Below are 17,090 nucleotides of genomic sequence, written 5' to 3'. Positions count from 1 at the left end.
GATGGCGCTCGGAGACCGGTGCGGACAGAGCTGGGCGCAACGCCGACGCCGGGACCAAAGTCCCCCGTGCAGGGGTCGTCGTTGATCGACTTGCGGTGAAGTGCGTCAGCCGACCAGCGCGGGAGGGATGACCACGACGGGGCAGGCGGCGTGCCGTACGCAGTGCGACGCGACGCCGCCGGGGAATACGTCCACCATTGGGTCGCGCCCCTTGGCGCCGATCACCAGCAGGTCCGCCCTCAGGGACGCTTGGACCAGTGCCGCGCCGGCGTCGCCCACGACGACGATCTCGGCGACCTCGGGCGCGTCCGGCATGTCCGTGACGGCCTCGGTGACCGCGTCGTGCAACCGCTGTTCCGGGTGCCGGTGATCAGCCTCCGGCTGGTGGGCGTACGGGTGGATGCCCAAGGACACCGCGGGGACGAACCCGCCGACGCGGGCGGACGCCATCACCGCCTCCACGGTGCTCGGGCCCTGTGCCAACGCCCACCGCAGCGCGGCAGTGCTCGCCGGGGAGCCGTCCACGCCCACCACGATGACCTTCCTGTGCTCCATCGGAGCCCTCCTCCACCTCGACCTCTCCAGCAGGGTCGTCGTCGGGACCGGGCGGCGGCGAGGGCATTCCGGTCCCCGCGTCGTGGACCTTTGGTCCTGTTCCGCGCCGTCGTCCGCTTCCAGGCTGGGTGGTGACAGAGCGGAATTCGATGATCGGGGAGTCGTGATGAGCGAGCAGAAGGCGATCGTGGTGGGTCTGGACGGGTCTGAGGCGGCTCAGCACGCCCTGGACTGGGCCCTGGACGAGGCGCTGATCCGCGGGTGCCCGGTGAAGGCCGTGCGGGTGTGGAACTTCGAGCCCATGTCGGACTGGGTGCCGACGTCGCTGCAGGAGGTGCGGACGCGTGCGGTGGAGGCGCTCGCCGAATCCGTGCGGACCGCCGTCGCCGGACGGTCCACGGTGCCCCCGGTCGAGCAGGTCACCACCGAGGGCGACCCCGCGGATGAACTGGTCCGCGTCGCGAGCGACGCGGCCCTGCTGGTGGTCGCGGGGCACCGCGGTGAACACCTGCGCAAGATCGTGCTCGGCTCGGTGAGTTCGGCCTGCGTGAGGCGTTCCCACGTCCCTGTCGTCGTGCTCCCGCCCAAGATCGAGTGGACCGCCGCCGCCGAGGACGCCGAGAAGGCGCGGGCGTGACGACCGGCCCCCGATGACCATCGGACCCGGTCTCCTCGGGACCAACGACCGCGTTGTTCGTGCCGCCTCCTCCCTAGCCTGGGAGGCGGACTCACGACCAGGAGGAAACCCATGCGCGCCAAGGACATCATGACCCAACCGGCGGTGACCGTGACGCCCGACGTACCGATCCGCGAAGCGGCGGCGCTGCTGGTGTCGCACGGGTTCACCGCGTTGCCCGTCGTCGACGCGGAGCGGCGCATGGTCGGTATCGTGACCGAGGCCGACCTGCTGCACAGCCGGTACGACACCCGACCCGAGTCACCCGGCGCCCCCGTGGAACAGGTGATGACCACGCCCGCGTTCGGCATGGGTGTTGGATCATCCGTCGAGCTGCTCGCCAGGGTGATGCTCGACGACCGCGTGCGGAGCCTGCCGATCATCGACGGCTCGCGGGTCGTCGGCGTGGTGACCCGCCGCGACCTGGTGCGCGCGCTCGCCAGGACCGACTCGGCCATCGCCGCGGACGTGCGGCACCGCCTGGAGGTCTACGGCGGCCCTGATGAGTGGTCTGTGTCCGTGCACGACGGTGAGGTGACCATCGACACCGAGTTCGCCGACGCCGAATTCCAGCGCGTCGTCGCCGCGCTGGCCGAGGGAGTGCTGGGCGTCGCGACCGCGACGGTCCGAACCGGAAAGGACTTGCCATGACAGGAACACCCGCACCGGTCGTCGTCGGCGTCGACGGGTCGAGTTCGGCTCTCGAAGCGGTCGCGTGGGCGGCACGGGAATGCGCTCGGCACCGGATTCCCCTGCGCCTGGTGCACGCCCTGCTGGTTCCCGTCAGGGGGTACCCCGAACTGCTGATCACCGAGTACGAGGTGCGCCAGGCCATGGAGGACCAGGCCAAGACCTGGCTCACCGCGGCGGAAGCAGTCGCACGCGAGGCCCGGCCCGACGTCGACGTCGAGGCCGTGACGGCGATCGGAGCAGCCGTGCCGGTGCTCATCGGGGAGTCGAAGGGTGCCCGGATGGTCGTCCTCGGCTCGCAGGGCCTCGGCGGGTTCACCGGCCTGCTGATCGGCTCGACGGCCGTGGGGCTGTCCGCGCACGGTCACTGCCCGGTCGTGGTGGTGCGCGGCACACCGGCGGACGACGCGCCGGTGGTGGTCGGCGTGGACGGATCGCCCGCCAGCGAGGCCGCGATCGAGTTCGCCTTCGCCGCCGCGTCGACCCGAGGCGTGCCGCTGACGGCGGTGATGACGTGGACCGACTTCCTGGTCGACAGCCCGTACAACGAGGCGCGGCTCGCGATCGACTGGGAGAAGGTGGACGAGGCCGAGCAGCGGTTGCTCGCCGAACGGATGGCCGGGTGGCAGGAGAAGTACCCCGACGTCCACGTGGACCGCGTCGTGCTGCGGGACCGGCCGGTCCGCGCGCTGCTGAAGCTGGCCGAGTCGGCGCAGCTCCTCGTGGTCGGCAGCCGGGGCCACGGCGGGTTCACCGGGATGCTGCTGGGGTCGACCAGCCAGGCGCTGGTCTACCACGCCCCGTGCCCGCTCGCGGTGGTCCGGCCTACCTCCTAGGCCACCGGAACGGGCCGTGTTCCCCTTGATGCTCAGGGGGAACACGGCCCGTCCGCGTAAGCGCTAGACGTGCACGCCGGGTGGGATCACGACCACTGGACAGGCCGAGTGCCGCACGCAGTCGGACGCGACGCTGCCCATCACGAGGTCGACGAGCGGGCCGCCTCCCCGCGTGCCGACCACGAGCAGGTCGGCTTGCCGAGAGGCCCCGACCAGCACGGTGGAGGGGTCGCCGACGACCGTCACCTCCGCCACGTCGGGCGCGCCGGGCACCTCGGCGCGAACCTCCTCCACGACCCGGTGCAGGTCCCGCGCGGGATGTTTCCGGTGCGGAGTCCCGCTGTCGGGGGCCGTCGCGGGCTCGCGCACCCACGCTGTCGTCGCCTCGACGAACGCGCCCGTGCGGATCGCCTCCTCAAGTGCCCAGCGCAGTGCCGAGCGCCCGGCCTCGGAACCGTCCACGCCGACCACGATCACGGGTGACCTCATGCCGAGCCTCCTCGTCGCTTGGTCCTCCTCCCAGGCTGCTCCCGGCGAGCACACCCCGGCAGGGGCCAACGTCCCCCTCCGGCAGGGCCCGGCGAACCCGAAGGGTCGAAAGTCCCGGCCGCGCGGGACTGCCGCCACTGACCGGCGCCACGCCGAACGGAGAAGCTCGATGCCACCAGCACAGGAGGAGCGGATCATGAACGACTTCGACTCCCGGCCGATCGTGGTCGGCGTGGACGGATCCCCGGCGAGCCAGGCGGCCCTGGCGTGGGCGGTGGAGGAGGCGGCGCGGCGCGGCTGCGCCGTCGAGGCGATCACCGGGCAGCACCGGGACTTCGGCATGGCGGTCGGCGCCGTGCCGATCGACATGATGATCGGGATGCTGCCCGAGGAGTTGCGCGCCGCGCAGCAGGACGTGCTCGACACCGCCGTGGCCGGGGTGACGACCGAGGTCGAGATCCGCACGACCGCCGCGGCGGAGGAAGCGAAGCTGGCCTTGGTGGAGGCCGCCAAGCACGCGTCCTTGCTGGTCGTGGGACGCCGTGGGCTCGGGGCGGTCATGGCGACGTTGCTCGGCTCGGTGAGCCTGTACTGCGTGCACCACGCGTCCTGCCCGGTCGTCGTGATCAACGGCCCCGCCGTGGAACCGGCGCACGAGCACCCGCTGCGCTCCAGCGCGCCCATCACCCCCGGCCCGCTCTACTGACGACGCTCGACCACCACGCGAGAGAGGCTTGTCATGGCCGTGAACCTGGAACCGGACCGCGCTCTGCTGACCGACGGCACGGTGGTGGCGGTGCGGGAACTGGGAGCGGGCGACGTCGGCGCGCTGCTGGTGCTGCACGAGTCGTTGCCGCTGGAGGACCGCTACCTCAGGTTCTTCACGACCTCACCCCGGCAGTTGGAGGACTTCGTCAGCCGGATGGCCACACCGGACGACCCGAACCATGTGACGGTGGGGGCTTTTCGCGACGGCAGGCTGCTCGGCGCGGCGAGCTACATCGTCCTGGACGTGCCGACGCAGGCGGAGGTGGCGCTGGTCGTCTCGCACGCCGAGCAGGCGCACGGGGTCGGCACACTGCTGCTCGAACGCCTCTGCTCGCTCGCGGTCCGCCGCGGCCTACGCCGCTTCGTCGCCGACGTCATGACCATCAACTCCCGCATGCTGCACGTCTTCACCAACATGGGTCTGGTGTGGACGGTCACCGCCGACAGCGACGTCGTGCACGTCGACCTCGGGCTCGAACCGGTGGATACCTACCTCGACGCGGTCGCCGACCGCGAGCTCACCGCCGAAGTCCAGAGCCTGCGCGCGGTGCTGAAGCCGACGTCGATCGTCGTGATCGGCGCGAGCCGCAAGGAAACCGGCGTCGGGAACGCCTTGCTGCGCAACCTCGTCGCCGGCGATTTCGCCGGTGATCTCTACGCGGTCAACCCGCACGCGACCTCGGTCGCGGGCGTCGCCTGCTACGCGTCGATCGCCGAGGTGCCGGACGTACCCGAACTGGCGGTGCTGTGCGTACCCGCGGACAAGGTGCCCGCCGCCGCCGAGCAGTGCGGACGACGTGGTGTCAAGGCACTGGTCGTCATCACCGCCGGGGTCACCGAGCACCCGGAGCTGGCACGGGGACTGATGACCGCCGTCTGCGAGCACGGTATGCGCGTCGTCGGCCCGAATTGCCTCGGCGTCTCCAGCGGCGAACCCGGCGTGAGCATGAACGCCACCTTCGCCCGCACCCGCACCAACACCGGTGACGTCGGAGTGGTGACCCAGTCCGGCGGCATCGCCATCGCCGTGGTCGAACGGCTGCGCCGGATCGGCCTCGGCACCTCCAACCTCGTGTCCACGGGCGACAAGTACGACGTCAGCGGCAACGACCTGCTGCTGTGGTGGGAACGCGACGAGCACACCCGTGCCGTCGTGCTGTACCTGGAGTCCTTCGGCAACCCGCGCAAGTTCGCCCGACTGGCCCGGCGGGTCGCCCGCCGCAAGCCGGTGCTCGCGATCCGGTCGGCCAGTTCCGAGGCGGGGCAGCGTGCCGCCGCGTCGCACACGGCCGCGACCGCCACCCCGGCGATCACCCGCGACGCCCTGTTCCGGCAAGCGGGCATCACCGCCGTCGACGGCGTCGCCGAACTGGTGGACGTGCTCGCGGCACTGCACGGCCAGCCGCTGCCCGACGGTCGATCCGTCGCCGTGCTCAGCAACGCGGGCGGGCTCGGCGTGCTGGCGGCCGATGCTTGCGTGCACAACGGCCTCGAGGTCGCCGAACTGTCGAGCGCCACGATCGCGGCCCTGCGTGCGCTGCTGCCCGCCACGGCCAGCACGCGCAACCCCGTCGACACCACCGCGGTCGTGGACGAGCGGACCTTTGCCCGCTGCCTCGACGCGGTCGCGGCCGATCCGGGCGTGGACGCGGTCATCGTGGTCACGGTTCCCACCGCGCTGGGCGACCCGGCGAGCGGTGTTCACCCGGTGGAAGGCAAGCCTGTCCTCGCGGTCGACGCCGGGCAGGTGGCGGCCGTGGAGTCCGGGCCGGTGCCCAGCTACACCGATCCGGCCCAGGCCGCCGCCGTGCTCGCGAGGCTCGCCGAGCGAGCGGGCTGGTTGGCGCGTCCCGCTGGTGGGGACGAACTCGACGGGATCGACCTGGACAGAGCACGTGCGGTTGTCGCGCGGCACCTGGAGGACGATCACGGCGACGGATGGCTCGCCCCGGACCAGGTGGTCGAACTGCTGAGCGCCTTCGGACTGCCCGTGCTCGGCGGGGTCGTGACGACCACCGCCGAGGCCACTGCCTCCGCGCAGCGCGGATTCGGCTGTCCCGTCGTGCTGAAGGCGATCGCGGTCGACCTGCTGCACAAGAGCAAGGGCGGCGGCGTTGTACTCGACCTGGAAACCCCGGAAGCCGCCGCGGACGCGTTCAGCCGGTTCCGGGCGCTGTTCGGCGACCGGCTGCGCGGCGCGTTCGTCCAGCCGATGGCGGGCCGCGGTCGGGAACTACTGGTGGGTGTGGTCAACGACCAGGAGTTCGGGCCGCTGGTGGTCACCGGGCTCGGCGGCATCGACACCGACCTCGTCGACGACCGCGCCGCCGCGCTCGCGCCGCTGTCCGCCGCTGACGCCGACGACCTCCTGCACGGGTTCCGGGCCGCCGAAGAAGTGTTCCTCGACGTGGCGGAGGCGCCGGTGCGCGACGTGCTGCTGCGGGTGGCGAAGCTGGCCGAACTCGTTCCCGAGATCGCCGAACTCGACCTCAACCCGGTGATCGCGACCGATGAGCGCTGCCAGGTCGTGGACGCCCGCGTGCGGATCGAACCCGCGTCGCCGGTGGACCCGTACCTGCGCGGCCTGCGCGCGAAAGGCCAGGAGTGACCGTGCCCCTCACCACCGCTGAACTCGTCGAGACCGCTGTGCACCACGGGATGCCGGTGCACGAGGTGGTCCTGCTCGCCGAAACCGACGCGGACACCGGCCTGACAGCGGCCGAAGCCCAGCGGAGACTGGCGGACCTGGGACCCAACACCCTGCCCCCGCCACGAGGCCGAGGCTGGGTGTTCCAACTGATCGACCAGGTCAACAACCCGTTGATCTACGTGCTGCTCGGCGCCGCCGTGCTGACCGCCGTGCTCGGGGAGGCGGTGGACGCCTCGGTCGTGTTCGCCGTCGTGGTCGTCAACGCCCTGATCGGGTTCGTGCAGGAACTTCGAGCCGAACGTGCGCTGGACGCGCTGATCGCCATGGTCCACACCGAGGCCACCGTCATCCGTGACGGGCAGGCGACGCGGATCTCCTCCGACGACCTCGTTCCCGGCGACCTGGTCACGCTCGAACCCGGCGACCAGGTGCCCGCCGACCTCAGGCTGGTGCGCACCGGGGAACTCGCGGTCGACGAGTCGGCGCTGACCGGTGAGTCCGCCGCCGTGGCGAAGGACCCGCTCCCGCTGCCCCACGACACCGCACTGGCCGACCGCACGAACATGGCCTACTCCAGCACCCTGGTCACCGCGGGCAGCGGGCGCGGTGTCGTCGTGGCGACCGGTGCGGACACCGAGATCGGCCGCGTCCACCGGCTCGTGGGCAGCACGTCCACCGTGCGCACCCCGTTGACCCGCAAGCTGGACCGCTTCGCCAAGCTGCTGACGGTCGTCATCCTCGGGCTGGCGGCCGTCAGCGTGGTGATCGGCCTGGTGCGCGGGGAACCGCTCGGCGTGATGGTCACCGCCGCGGTCGCCCTCGCCGTCGGCGCGATCCCGGAGGGCCTGCCCGCCGCGGTCACCGTGACGCTCGCCATCGGCGTCGCCCGGATGGCCCGCCGCAACGCGATCATCCGACGCCTGCCCGCCGTGGAGACGCTGGGCAGCACCACGACCATCTGCACGGACAAGACCGGCACGCTCACCGCGAACGCGATGACCGTCCGCACCGTCGTGGTCTCCGGCCACTCCGTGGACGTGACAGGTGTCGGTTACGACCCGGACGGCGACTTCTCGACGCCCGTGACCCCTGAGCTGCGCGAGTGCCTGCTGGCGGGCCTGGCGTGCAACGACGCGCGGATCGTCGAGGAGCACGGCGCCTGGACGGCGGTCGGCGACCCCACCGAGGCCGCGCTGGTCGTGGCCGCGCGCAAGGCTGGACTGGACCTGCGGGACGTGCCCCACAGGCTCGACGTCCTGCCATTCACCTCCGAACGCCAGTACATGGCCACGTCGCACGCCGGCGGCGTCGTGTACCTCAAAGGCGCGGTCGAGCGGATCCTCGACCTGACCGGGAACCCCGAAGAGCCGACCTCAACCGACGACCTGGCCGCGGCAGGGCTGCGGGTCCTGGCCATCGGCTCGGCCCGGTTGTCCGCGGGCTCCGAGTTGACGGAGGAGAACCTGCGCGGCCACGTGGAACTCCTCGGCCTGCAAGCGATGCACGACCCGCCGCGACCGGAGGCGATCGAGGCCGTCCGGGAGTGCCGCACGGCGGGCATCGACGTCCGGATGATCACCGGTGACCACCCGGTCACGGCTCGGGCCATCGCTCGGACCTTCGACATCCCCGAGGACGGCGTCTACGCCAGGGTGACGCCGGAGGAGAAGCTGCGCCTGGTCAAGGAGTTCCAGCGGCAGGGCCATGTCGTCGCGATGACGGGCGACGGGGTCAACGACGCGCCCGCGCTGCGCCGCGCGGACATCGGCGTCGCCATGGGTCGGGGCGGCACGGAGGTCGCGAAGCAGGCCGCGGACATGGTGCTGGCCGACGACAACTTCTCCTCGATCCGAGCCGCAGTCGAAGAAGGGCGCGCGGTCTTCGACAACCTGCGCAAGTTCATCATCTGGACGCTGCCGACGAACATGGCCGAAGGCCTGGTGATCCTCACCGCGGTCGTGCTCGGCACCGCGCTGCCGGTCCTGCCGGTGCAGATCCTGTGGATCAACATGACCACCGCCGTTGCGCTGGGCTTGACGCTGGCGTTCGAACCGCGCGAGCCCGATGTGATGCGCAGGCCACCGCTGCCGCCCACACTGCCGCTGCTCACCGGGAGGCTCGTGCGGCGCGTCCTGTTCGTGTCGACCGTCCTCCTGGGACTGTCGTTCGGGGCGTTCCACTGGTGGCTCACCTCCGGTGCGCCGGTGGAGGAGGCGCGGACGGTGGCGGTCAACGTGTTCGTGGCCGCTCAGATCGCCTACCTGCTCAATTGCCGGTCGCTGGAGGACCTGCGCCCTGGGGTGCCGATCACCCGGAGCCCTTGGCTGCTCGGTGGAATCGCCGTGACGGCGGGGCTGCAACTGCTGTTCACCTACCTGCCCGCGATGAACGGACTGTTCCACACGAGCCCGATCGACTGGCGGGACTGGGGGTTGATCGTGGTGGCGAGCGCTGTCGCCTACGTCCTGGTGGAACTGGACAAGTGGCGGGAGCGTGCACTGACCCGGCGGAAGGGAGGACGTCGCGGCTGACCGGCGAACACGTCGACTCCGCGCTGCTCAGGGGGTGGCGCGGAGTCGACGTGTTCGCCGGGGGTCAGTGGCCGCCGGGGTTGTGGTGCAGGTCGATCAGCCGGATCCTGGTGGCCTGGAGCCTGCTCACCAGGGCTTCGACGAGGATCAGCGAGAGCCGGTAGCCCAGGACGGGGTCGGCGTCGGCGAGCTTCCGCAGCTCACTCGCGTCGACCACGACGGCGGTGGTGGGGGAGACGACGGTGGCGCCGAAGTGCCACCGGTGCGGCGGGAGCAGCCAGGACCAGCCGAGCAGTTCGCCGGGGCCGACGCTCTGCACGGCCATCCGACCGTGGCCGGGCGCGTCCGAGTCGACCACGGCACAGCCCTTGAGCAGGATCCAGCAGCGGTCGGCCGATGTCCCCTGCTCGAACAGCCTGGTGCCGGGGTCGAAGTCCTCGCGCGTGCTGATCCCGGCCAGTGCGGCGCGATGGGTGTGGGACAAGCTCGCCAGGAGCGGCAACCCGTCCAGGTCGGTCAGGGCTGCGGACGACATCGTCTGCTCCTCGCGGTCCGTGGAGTTCGGTCAGTGCAGGGTGCGGGAAACGAGGTCGACGAGGTCGATGGTGCGGTTGGCGTAACCCCACTCGTTGTCGTACCAGCCGAAGACCTTGACGAGCCTTCCGTTGGCCTTGGCGAGGCTGGAGTCGAAGACGCACGAGGACGGATCGCCGATGACGTCCCTGGAGACGATCGGGGCGTTGGTGTAGCGCAGGTAGCCCTTGAACCTGCCGTCCGCGGCCTCCTGGAACGCCCGGTTCACCTGCTCGGCCGTGGCGGGCGTGTCCAGCAGCACGGTGAGGTCGGTCATGGAGCCGTCCTCCACCGGCACCCGAACGGCGAGCCCGTCGAGTTTGCCGTCGAGCGCGGGGATCACCTGCCCGACCGCGCGCGCCGCGCCGGTTGACGTGGGGATCATGTTGACCGCCGCCGACCTGGCCCGCCGCAGGTCCTTGTGCGGACCGTCGAGCAGCGACTGGTCGTTGGTGTAGCTGTGGATCGTCGTCATGACGCCCGCCTGGACCCCGAAGCACTCGTTGAGCACCCAGGCCATCGGGGCGACGCAGTTGGTGGTGCAGGAGGCGTTGGACAGGACGTGGTGCAGCCGCGGCACGTAGTCGTCGTCGTTGACACCCATCACGATGGTCGCGTCGACCCCCTTGCCAGGGGCGGTGATCAGCACCTTCCGAGCGCCGCTCGCCAAGTGCGCCGCCGCGGCCTCGCGGGTGCGGAACCTGCCGGTGGCCTCGATCACGACGTCGACACCGTGCTCGCTCCAGTCCAGTTCGGACGGATCGGCGTGCGCCGTCACGGCGATGCGGCGCTGGTCGACCACGAGCGAATCGTCCTCGACCGCTACGGCGTGAGACCACGGACCGTAGGTCGAATCGAACGCGAGCAGATGGCCCAACGTGTCCGGAGCCGTGAGGTCGTTGACCGCGACCACCTCGAACGCGGTGTCGTGGCGCTCGACCGCGCTGCGCAGGACGTCCCTGCCGATTCGACCGAACCCGTTGATGCCGACCCGTACCGCCATGGCGTCCTCCTCGTGGATGTCCTGTCCTGTCGATGTTCTGCCGATCGGGTCCGGCGTCCCAGAGAAGGAGGGTGTCGGGCCGGGGGACGAAAGTCCCCGCCACCACGGGACCCGGCGCGCGGACCCGGTCGACCGACGGCCCTTCACCGGCCGCGTCGACGGGAGAACGCTGGATGGTGACGAACCGAGGGAGGACGCCCATGAGCACCCAGTCGCTGTCGCCGGTCGCACGCCTGGTGCGGAGGGTGTTCCATGGACGCAACCCGCTCACGCGGGCGAGTGATCGTGTGGAGAGCACGGTGTTCGTGGTCGCCGTGCTGCTCGCCCTGCTCGGCGTGCCCATCGCCGCGGCTATCGGGTCCGAGGTGCACGCACGCGAGTCGGCCGTCTCGGCGGACCAGATGGCGGGCAGGCACCAGGTCAAGGCGATTCTGCTGCAGGACAGCGCGCCCGGCGCCGCGAACGGGGTGACCGGGCTCGCGGTCCGCGCCTCCTGGGTGGCACCCGACGGGACACGGCACGAGGGTGAGGTCAGTGCGGCGCACGACCTCGCAGCAGGCGCCGCCGTGCCGGTCTGGATCGACGGGAGCGGGGCGGTCACCAGTCCTCCGCTCACGCCCGACGGAGCCGTGATCACCGCGATCGGCTTGGCGGGATCGCTGTGGCTGGGCCTCGTGTGCGTGCTGTGCTCGGCGTACCTGACCACCGTTCACCTCGCCCGACGTGGCAACGCCCGTCGGTGGGCCGCCGAATGGGCCGAGGTCGAACCGCGGTGGACGCGACGCATCCCCTAGGAACCGAGGAATGGGAGGACGACGGTGGCGGAGTCGACGGTCGAATCGGTGATGACCCACCACGCGGTCACCGTGACGATGACCACCCCGGTCGAGGACGTCGTCCGGTTGCTGGTCGAACAGGGGTTCGGCGCGGTACCCGTGATCGACGACTTCGGGCTGGTCGCGGGAGTCGTGTCGGAGACGGACCTGATCGTGAAGCTGGAGTTCGGCGGGCTGTCGGACCGGACCCCGTTGACCAAGGCGGAGGAGCGGAGACTGCGGAAGGCGCACGGACTCGTCGCCTGGGAGGTGATGAGCCGCCCGGTGGTCACCGTCGACCGGCACGACCCGGTGGCCCTGGCCGCGCGCCGCCTGGCGGAAACAGGCGTGCACAGGCTGTTCGTCCTCGGCGACGACGAGCTGGTGGGAGTGGTGACCCGCGGCGACCTGATGCGGTCCTTCGCGCGAAGCGCGGGACCCCGGTCGACCAGGACGTCGACGTGATGGCGCCGGAGGGCAAGCGGATGCGCCGGGAGACCTACGAGCGCGAGCTGTACCGGTTGCAGTCGGAGCTGGTGAGGTTGCAGGAGTGGGTCCGCGCCGAAGGCGCACGGCTGGTGGTGGTCTTCGAGGGGCGGGACGCCGCGGGCAAGGGCAGCGCGATCAAGCGGATCACCGAGCACCTCAACCCGCGCGTCGCCCGGATCGTCGCGCTGCCCAAGCCGACGGAGCGGGAACGCACCCAGTGGTACTTCCAGCGCTACGTCGAACACCTGCCCGCGGCGGGCGAGATCGTCCTGCTGGATCGGAGCTGGTACAACCGGGCCGGGGTCGAGAGGGTGATGGGCTACTGCACCCCCGAGGAGCACCGCACGTTCCTGCACCAGTGCCCGATCTTCGAGCGGCTGCTCGTGGAGGACGGCATCCTGCTGCGCAAGTACTGGTTCTCCGTCAGCGACGCCGAGCAGGAACGCCGGTTCCGCCGCAGGCTCGACGACCCGATGCGCCGCTGGAAGCTGTCCCCGGTCGACCTGGAGTCGCTGTCGCGCTGGGAGGACTACTCGCGCGCCAAGGACGACATGCTGGTGCACACCGACATCGCGGAGGCGCCGTGGTACGTGGTCGACGGCGACGACAAGCGCCGGGCCCGGCTCAACGTGATCGCACACCTGCTGTCGAGCGTGGACTACCACGACGTCCGATCCCCGGAACTGGAACTCCCCCGCAGACCTCCGTCCAACGGGTACCTGCGCACGGCTCGGCACCTGCAGAGGTTCGTGCCGGACCACAGCGCGACCGTCGACGGGGTGGGACGCTGAAGGACGTGGACTCCCCATGCCGGCGTGGCACGTCGACCGGCCCGGACCGGTGGCGGGTGGGCGGCTGCGTGCCCGGAAGGCCCCGATCGCGAACCGGCGGCCGGTGAACTGCTGCCGAAGGTCCTGGTGTGCGGGGTGTGCCGGACGGACCTGCACGTGACCGAGGGCGACCTGCCGGTCCGCTGGCCGCGCGGGGTGGCGTGGCTGCGCGGGACCTGCGGCACGTGTCGCTACTGCCTGCGCGGCGAGGAGAACCTCTGTCCGGTGACCTCGTGCCGCCCTCTCTCCGAGCGCTGGACCGGGCCGACACCGCGTTGCCAGGCCGGGTCGTCGGCGCTGCCGTGCTCGTCACCTGATCACCCCGCGGCCTCGGCGGTCAAAGCGCCGATGGTGCGTTGCACGGTGTCCACCACTAGGTCGACGTCCGGCGTGCTGTCGTAGTCGGCCGTGACGCCGACGGCCAGCGTCCCCGCGTAGCTCAGCACGGCGACACCGGTCCGCAGCCGGAGCGCGATCGGGACGTAGGGCAGGATCTCCAAGATCCGCCTCCCGAGCACGCGCACGGGCTCGGTCGGGCCGGGCACGTTGGTGGTGACGGTGACGACGTTGCGCTGCGGGAGCCTGCCCACGAGCCGGATGCCCCACGACAGCGGCGCGTGCGGCTCGTGCTCCGCCAGCGATGTCATGGCCGCTCCGGCCTCGCTCTCCTTCTCGGCCTTGAGGGCCGTCATGCGCCGGTGCACTTCGCGCAGGACCTCCACCGGATCGGCCAAGTCCACCGGGAGGAACGGCAGTATCACGGACACCCGGTTGTCGATCGAGTCGCGGTGGCCGTCCGCGCGCACCGACACCGGGACCATGGTCCGCACGCTGTCGGGCTCGGGTGTCTCACCGCGGTGCAGGAGTACCGCTCGTAGTCCGGCGCTGATCGCCGCGAGCACCACGTCGTTCACGGTGACGCCGAACGCCCTGCCCACCTCGATCACATCGGTGAGCGCGAGGCGTGCCACGCGGTACCTCCGGGGTACGCCGATCGGACCGGACAGCGATGACGCGCGGGCGGGCACCACAGCTCCCGCCAGCGCCGTGAGACCGCGGACCGTGTCGGTGAGGCGTCCGGCGAGCAGGCCGGGCAGACGGCCCAGCAGCCGCAGCTGCTCGACCGGGTTGAGGACCAGGTCACCGATCGCGTCCGCGAGGAGCCGGACCGTGCCGGGCGCCGCCTCGAACGCGACGTCGTCGACGTCGCACGACGTGGAGTCGTCGAAGACCGCGCTGTAGAGCCGGGTTCCCGCGACGCCGTCCACGAGGCAGTGGTGCACCTTCGTCAGCATGGCCCAGCGCCCGTCCGCGAGTCCTTCGACCACCCAGCACTCCCACAGCGGTCGATCTCGGTCCAGCCGCTGCGCCATGATCCTGGCGACGAGGTCGGTCAGCGCCCGGTCGTCACCGGGATGGGGGAGTGCGGTGCGGCGCAGGTGGTAGTCGAGGTCGAAGTCCGGGTCGTCGACCCACACCGGCAGACCGAGGTCCAGCGGCACCCTGCGCACCTTCTGCCGAGATCGGCGGATCGTCCGGAACCGCGCGCCGATCGCCGCGGTGAACTCGTCGCGAGCCGGTGCGGGCCCCTCCAGCACCGCCATCGACGCGATCGCCAGCGAAGCGTGCGGATCGGCGTCTTCGACCTCCAGGAACGCCGCGTCCAGGGGACTCAGCCTGTCCACGTCTCCTCCAACGATCGTGTCGTGGTCGACTCACCCGGAGGAGCGCAGGGTCTTCAAGCGCTTCCCGTACTCCTCCTCGTCGATCTCGCCGCGGGCGAACCGCTCGGCGAGGAGCTGCTCGGCGGAGGGACCGCCTGCCGCGCCCGCGGGCCGGGTCAGGTGGCGGATCAGCGCGACACCGCCGAGGATCGCCACCGTCCAGAACAGGACCATCCCGATCGTCATGACCGCGTAGCCCCAGCCGTTCATGCCGTTGCCGTACCAGTACATCATCGTCGAACGCCTCCATCCGGCATCCTGTTCGCCTCAACGGCCGGTGACCCCCGCGGGTCACCGGCCGAGGCTCGGTGGGGTCACCGCAGCCACTGGTTGGCCTGGACGAAGGGCAGCTTCGCCCACCTCCGGCCCAGGCCCCAGGTGTCGCCCGCCGCCGCGTAGGCGAGGACGACGGCCACGATGGCGTAGATCACGTGGTAGTCGATCAGCGGGTTGGTCGAGCCGCTGGGCTCACCGGCCGAGGTGTGCTGGGCCAGGGGCCATTCCGCGACCCACATCAACAGCATCATGAGCGCCGTGGAGACGGCGGCGATCCGCAGGCCGACACCCAGCACCAGGGCGACACCGATGGCGAACAGGCCGATCATGAACAGGAAGTCGGCCCACGGGGCGCCCGCCCAGCCGTGGAAGGTCGACTCCAGGGGGCCGACGGCGACGTGGCCGAGGAACCCCTTGGTGGGGGATCCCCCGCTGAACCAGGCGCGTTCCGAGGCGGTGCTGTAGCCGAGGCCGAACGCCTTGTCCACGAAGGCCCACAGGAAGATCAGGCCGGTCGCGATGCGCAGGACCGCCAGCGGCCGGGCTGCCCGGTCGGCCGGGACGGTCGTCCGGGCGTCCTGCGAGGTGCCGCGGGACTGGCCGGGGATCTGCTTGGTGGACATGAATCCTCCTTGATCTCGGACCGCTCGTCGGGCGGTCGTCGCGACGGCGTCTCAGGAACGTCGCCCGCTGCCTCAAGCGTGGTCCTCGCGGTCGACCGGGAGCAGAGCACAACGTCGTTGTCCGGCAAGGCCTTTGGGGCCGGTGGGCGGCCAGCGAGGGCGTGGTGGATCGAACAGGGCCGAAGGTCCCTGCGCAGAGGGGTCGGCTTGCGCTGCCGCGAACCCGCCGGTTGCAGCACTGTCTGAATCGAGGAACCCACGACGGGCCCCGAGAGGGCTGCTCGCACGTCCTATCCAGAACAGGAGCACCCATGTCCACCGACACCGCGGCAGGCACCCCGGCCAGGTCGGCAAATCCGGAAACCCCCTGGCTCACCCGGCTGGACGCGTGGTGGAGGGCCGCGAACTACCTGTCCGTCGGCCAGATCTACCTGTCGGACAACCCGCTGCTGCGCGAGCCGCTGCTCCCGGAGCACGTGAAGCCGCGCCTGCTCGGCCACTGGGGAACCGTGCCCGGCCTGACGTTGACCTACGCGCACCTCAACCGGGTGATCGTGGACCGGGACCTGAGCGCGCTGTACGTCGCCGGTCCCGGACACGGAGCCGCGGGGCTGAACGCGGCGGCCTGGCTGGAGGGCACGTACTCCGAGCTGTACCCGGAGATCTCCCAGGACGTCGCGGGGATGCGCGCCCTGTTCCGGCAGTTCTCCTTCCCCGGCGGCGTGCCCAGCCACGCGTCGGCGCACCTGCCCGGCTCGATCCACGAGGGCGGCGAACTGGGCTACTCGCTGGCCCACGCGACCGGCGCGGCGCTGGACAACCCCGACCTGCTGGTCGCGTGCGTGGTCGGTGACGGCGAGGCCGAGACCGGGCCGCTGGCCGCGAGCTGGCACGCCCCGGCGTTCCTCGACCCGGTCAACGACGGCGCGGTGCTGCCCGTCCTGCACCTCAACGGCTACAAGATCGCCAACCCGACCGTGCTGTCCCGACTCGACCACTCCGACCTCAGGGCGATGCTCAGCGGCCACGGCTGGCAGCCGTTGGTGGTGTCGGGCAGCGACCCCGTCGAAGTGCACGAGGCGTACGCCGCCGCACTGGACGACTGCCTCGACCGGATCCAACAGATCCAGCAGGACGCCCGCGAAGGCGGCCACCGCGGGCGGGTCCGGTGGCCGATGATCGTGCTCCGCACGCCGAAAGGCTGGACCGGACCATCCACTGTGGATGGCAAAAGGGTCGAGGGCAACTGGCGCGCCCACCAGGTCCCGCTCACCGCCGTGCAGGAGAACCCCCAGCACCTGGTGCGGTTGGAGGAGTGGATGCACTCCTACCGGCCGGAGGAGCTGTTCACCGCGACCGGGGCGCCCGAGCCGGGGATCGCGTCCCTGCACCCGGCGGGCGACGCGCGGATGAGCGCGAACCCCCACGCCCACGGCACGACCCAGCACGCCCTGCGCCTGCCCGCCGTGGTCGACCACGCGGTGGCCGTCACGAAGCCGGGGACCGAGCGCGCCGAGGCGACCAGGGCGCTGGGCCGCTACCTGCGCGACGCGGTCGTGCTC

At 71.3% G+C, this 17,090-nt stretch carries 17 protein-coding genes; 10 read left to right on the top strand and 7 right to left on the bottom strand.

All coding sequences use genetic code 11. The features are described from left to right. Positions 1-105: 105 nt before the first annotated feature. Positions 106-555 carry a universal stress protein gene (locus NZH93_RS48630; RefSeq protein WP_259630190.1) on the bottom strand — a complete coding sequence of 150 codons (450 nt, stop codon included), beginning with the start codon at positions 553-555 and terminating at the stop codon, positions 106-108. Positions 556-721: 166 nt separating this feature from the next. Between NZH93_RS48630 and NZH93_RS48625 the strand changes: the two genes are divergently transcribed. The 3 genes from NZH93_RS48625 (at position 722) to NZH93_RS48615 (ending at position 2,757) form a co-directional block, all read left to right on the top strand. Continuing rightward, the gene (locus NZH93_RS48625) at positions 722-1,192 is read left to right on the top strand and encodes a universal stress protein (RefSeq protein WP_259630189.1); all 471 of its coding nucleotides are present in this window, start codon (positions 722-724) and stop codon (positions 1,190-1,192) included. Between the two features lie 111 nt (positions 1,193-1,303). Next, on the top strand, positions 1,304-1,882 hold the full coding sequence (locus NZH93_RS48620; RefSeq protein ID WP_259630188.1) for a CBS domain-containing protein: 579 nt from the start codon (positions 1,304-1,306) through the stop codon (positions 1,880-1,882). Then, on the top strand, positions 1,879-2,757 hold the full coding sequence (locus tag NZH93_RS48615) for a universal stress protein (protein ID WP_259630187.1): 879 nt from the start codon (positions 1,879-1,881) through the stop codon (positions 2,755-2,757). The genes NZH93_RS48620 and NZH93_RS48615 overlap by 4 nt, the downstream gene beginning before the upstream one ends. Before the next feature lie 63 nt (positions 2,758-2,820). Here the strand turns inward: NZH93_RS48615 and NZH93_RS48610 are convergent, their stop codons facing one another. Beyond that, positions 2,821-3,246 (bottom strand): universal stress protein, encoded by a 426-nt coding sequence (locus NZH93_RS48610; RefSeq protein WP_259630186.1) that lies wholly within the window; start codon positions 3,244-3,246, stop codon positions 2,821-2,823. 169 nt (positions 3,247-3,415) lie between these two features. Here NZH93_RS48610 and NZH93_RS48605 point away from each other — a divergent pair, with 169 nt between their 5' ends. From NZH93_RS48605 to NZH93_RS48595, 3 genes are read left to right on the top strand one after another with little or no spacing between them, the layout of a single operon-like run. Beyond that, positions 3,416-3,952, top strand: a complete 537-nt coding sequence (locus NZH93_RS48605; RefSeq protein WP_259630185.1) for a universal stress protein — start codon at positions 3,416-3,418, stop codon at positions 3,950-3,952. Between the two features lie 33 nt (positions 3,953-3,985). Further along, positions 3,986-6,622: a bifunctional acetate--CoA ligase family protein/GNAT family N-acetyltransferase gene (locus NZH93_RS48600; RefSeq protein WP_259630184.1), complete on the top strand. Its 2,637-nt coding sequence runs from the start codon at positions 3,986-3,988 to the stop codon at positions 6,620-6,622. A gap of 2 nt (positions 6,623-6,624) precedes the next feature. Next, positions 6,625-9,195, top strand: coding sequence for a cation-translocating P-type ATPase (locus tag NZH93_RS48595; protein ID WP_259630183.1), 2,571 nt, complete (start codon positions 6,625-6,627; stop codon positions 9,193-9,195). Positions 9,196-9,259: 64 nt separating this feature from the next. Here NZH93_RS48595 and NZH93_RS48590 read toward each other — a convergent pair whose 3' ends face one another. Then, positions 9,260-9,730, bottom strand: coding sequence for a Crp/Fnr family transcriptional regulator (locus tag NZH93_RS48590; RefSeq protein WP_259630182.1), 471 nt, complete (start codon positions 9,728-9,730; stop codon positions 9,260-9,262). A gap of 30 nt (positions 9,731-9,760) precedes the next feature. Further along, on the bottom strand, positions 9,761-10,771 hold the full coding sequence (gene gap, locus NZH93_RS48585) for a type I glyceraldehyde-3-phosphate dehydrogenase (protein WP_259630181.1): 1,011 nt from the start codon (positions 10,769-10,771) through the stop codon (positions 9,761-9,763). Between the two features lie 200 nt (positions 10,772-10,971). On the opposite strand from gap, the gene NZH93_RS48580 reads away from it, so the two are divergent. The 3 genes from NZH93_RS48580 to ppk2 are packed head-to-tail and all read left to right on the top strand — an operon-like array spanning position 10,972 to position 12,866. Beyond that, the gene (locus tag NZH93_RS48580; RefSeq protein WP_259630180.1) at positions 10,972-11,565 is read left to right on the top strand and encodes an Rv1733c family protein; all 594 of its coding nucleotides are present in this window, start codon (positions 10,972-10,974) and stop codon (positions 11,563-11,565) included. 24 nt (positions 11,566-11,589) lie between these two features. After that, positions 11,590-12,051, top strand: a complete 462-nt coding sequence (locus NZH93_RS48575) for a CBS domain-containing protein (protein ID WP_259630179.1) — start codon at positions 11,590-11,592, stop codon at positions 12,049-12,051. Next, positions 12,051-12,866 carry a polyphosphate kinase 2 gene (ppk2, locus tag NZH93_RS48570; RefSeq protein ID WP_259630212.1) on the top strand — a complete coding sequence of 272 codons (816 nt, stop codon included), beginning with the start codon at positions 12,051-12,053 and terminating at the stop codon, positions 12,864-12,866. Before NZH93_RS48575 ends, ppk2 begins: the two co-directional genes overlap by 1 nt. Before the next feature lie 356 nt (positions 12,867-13,222). On the opposite strand, the gene NZH93_RS48565 is transcribed toward ppk2, so the two are convergent. The 3 genes from NZH93_RS48565 to NZH93_RS48555 form a co-directional block, all read right to left on the bottom strand. Continuing rightward, entirely contained in the window at positions 13,223-14,590 is a 1,368-nt protein-coding gene (locus NZH93_RS48565) for a WS/DGAT/MGAT family O-acyltransferase (RefSeq protein WP_259630178.1), read from the bottom strand. A 30-nt stretch (positions 14,591-14,620) separates the two neighbouring features. After that, on the bottom strand, positions 14,621-14,863 hold the full coding sequence (locus NZH93_RS48560) for an SHOCT domain-containing protein (RefSeq protein WP_259630177.1): 243 nt from the start codon (positions 14,861-14,863) through the stop codon (positions 14,621-14,623). A gap of 80 nt (positions 14,864-14,943) precedes the next feature. Beyond that, complete coding sequence (locus NZH93_RS48555; protein WP_259630176.1) at positions 14,944-15,528, bottom strand: DoxX family membrane protein; 585 nt, start codon at positions 15,526-15,528, stop codon at positions 14,944-14,946. A gap of 311 nt (positions 15,529-15,839) precedes the next feature. On the opposite strand from NZH93_RS48555, the gene NZH93_RS48550 reads away from it, so the two are divergent. After that, positions 15,840-17,090, top strand: a 1,251-nt coding sequence (locus tag NZH93_RS48550) for a phosphoketolase family protein (RefSeq protein WP_259630175.1), incomplete at its 3' end; no start/stop codon positions are given.

It is taken from the genome of Umezawaea endophytica (genome assembly GCF_025061645.1).
Lineage (GTDB): Bacteria > Actinomycetota > Actinomycetes > Mycobacteriales > Pseudonocardiaceae > Umezawaea > Umezawaea endophytica.
The sequence above is the reverse complement of the archived record's forward strand: the minus strand, read 5'-3'. Positions and strand labels throughout refer to the sequence as shown.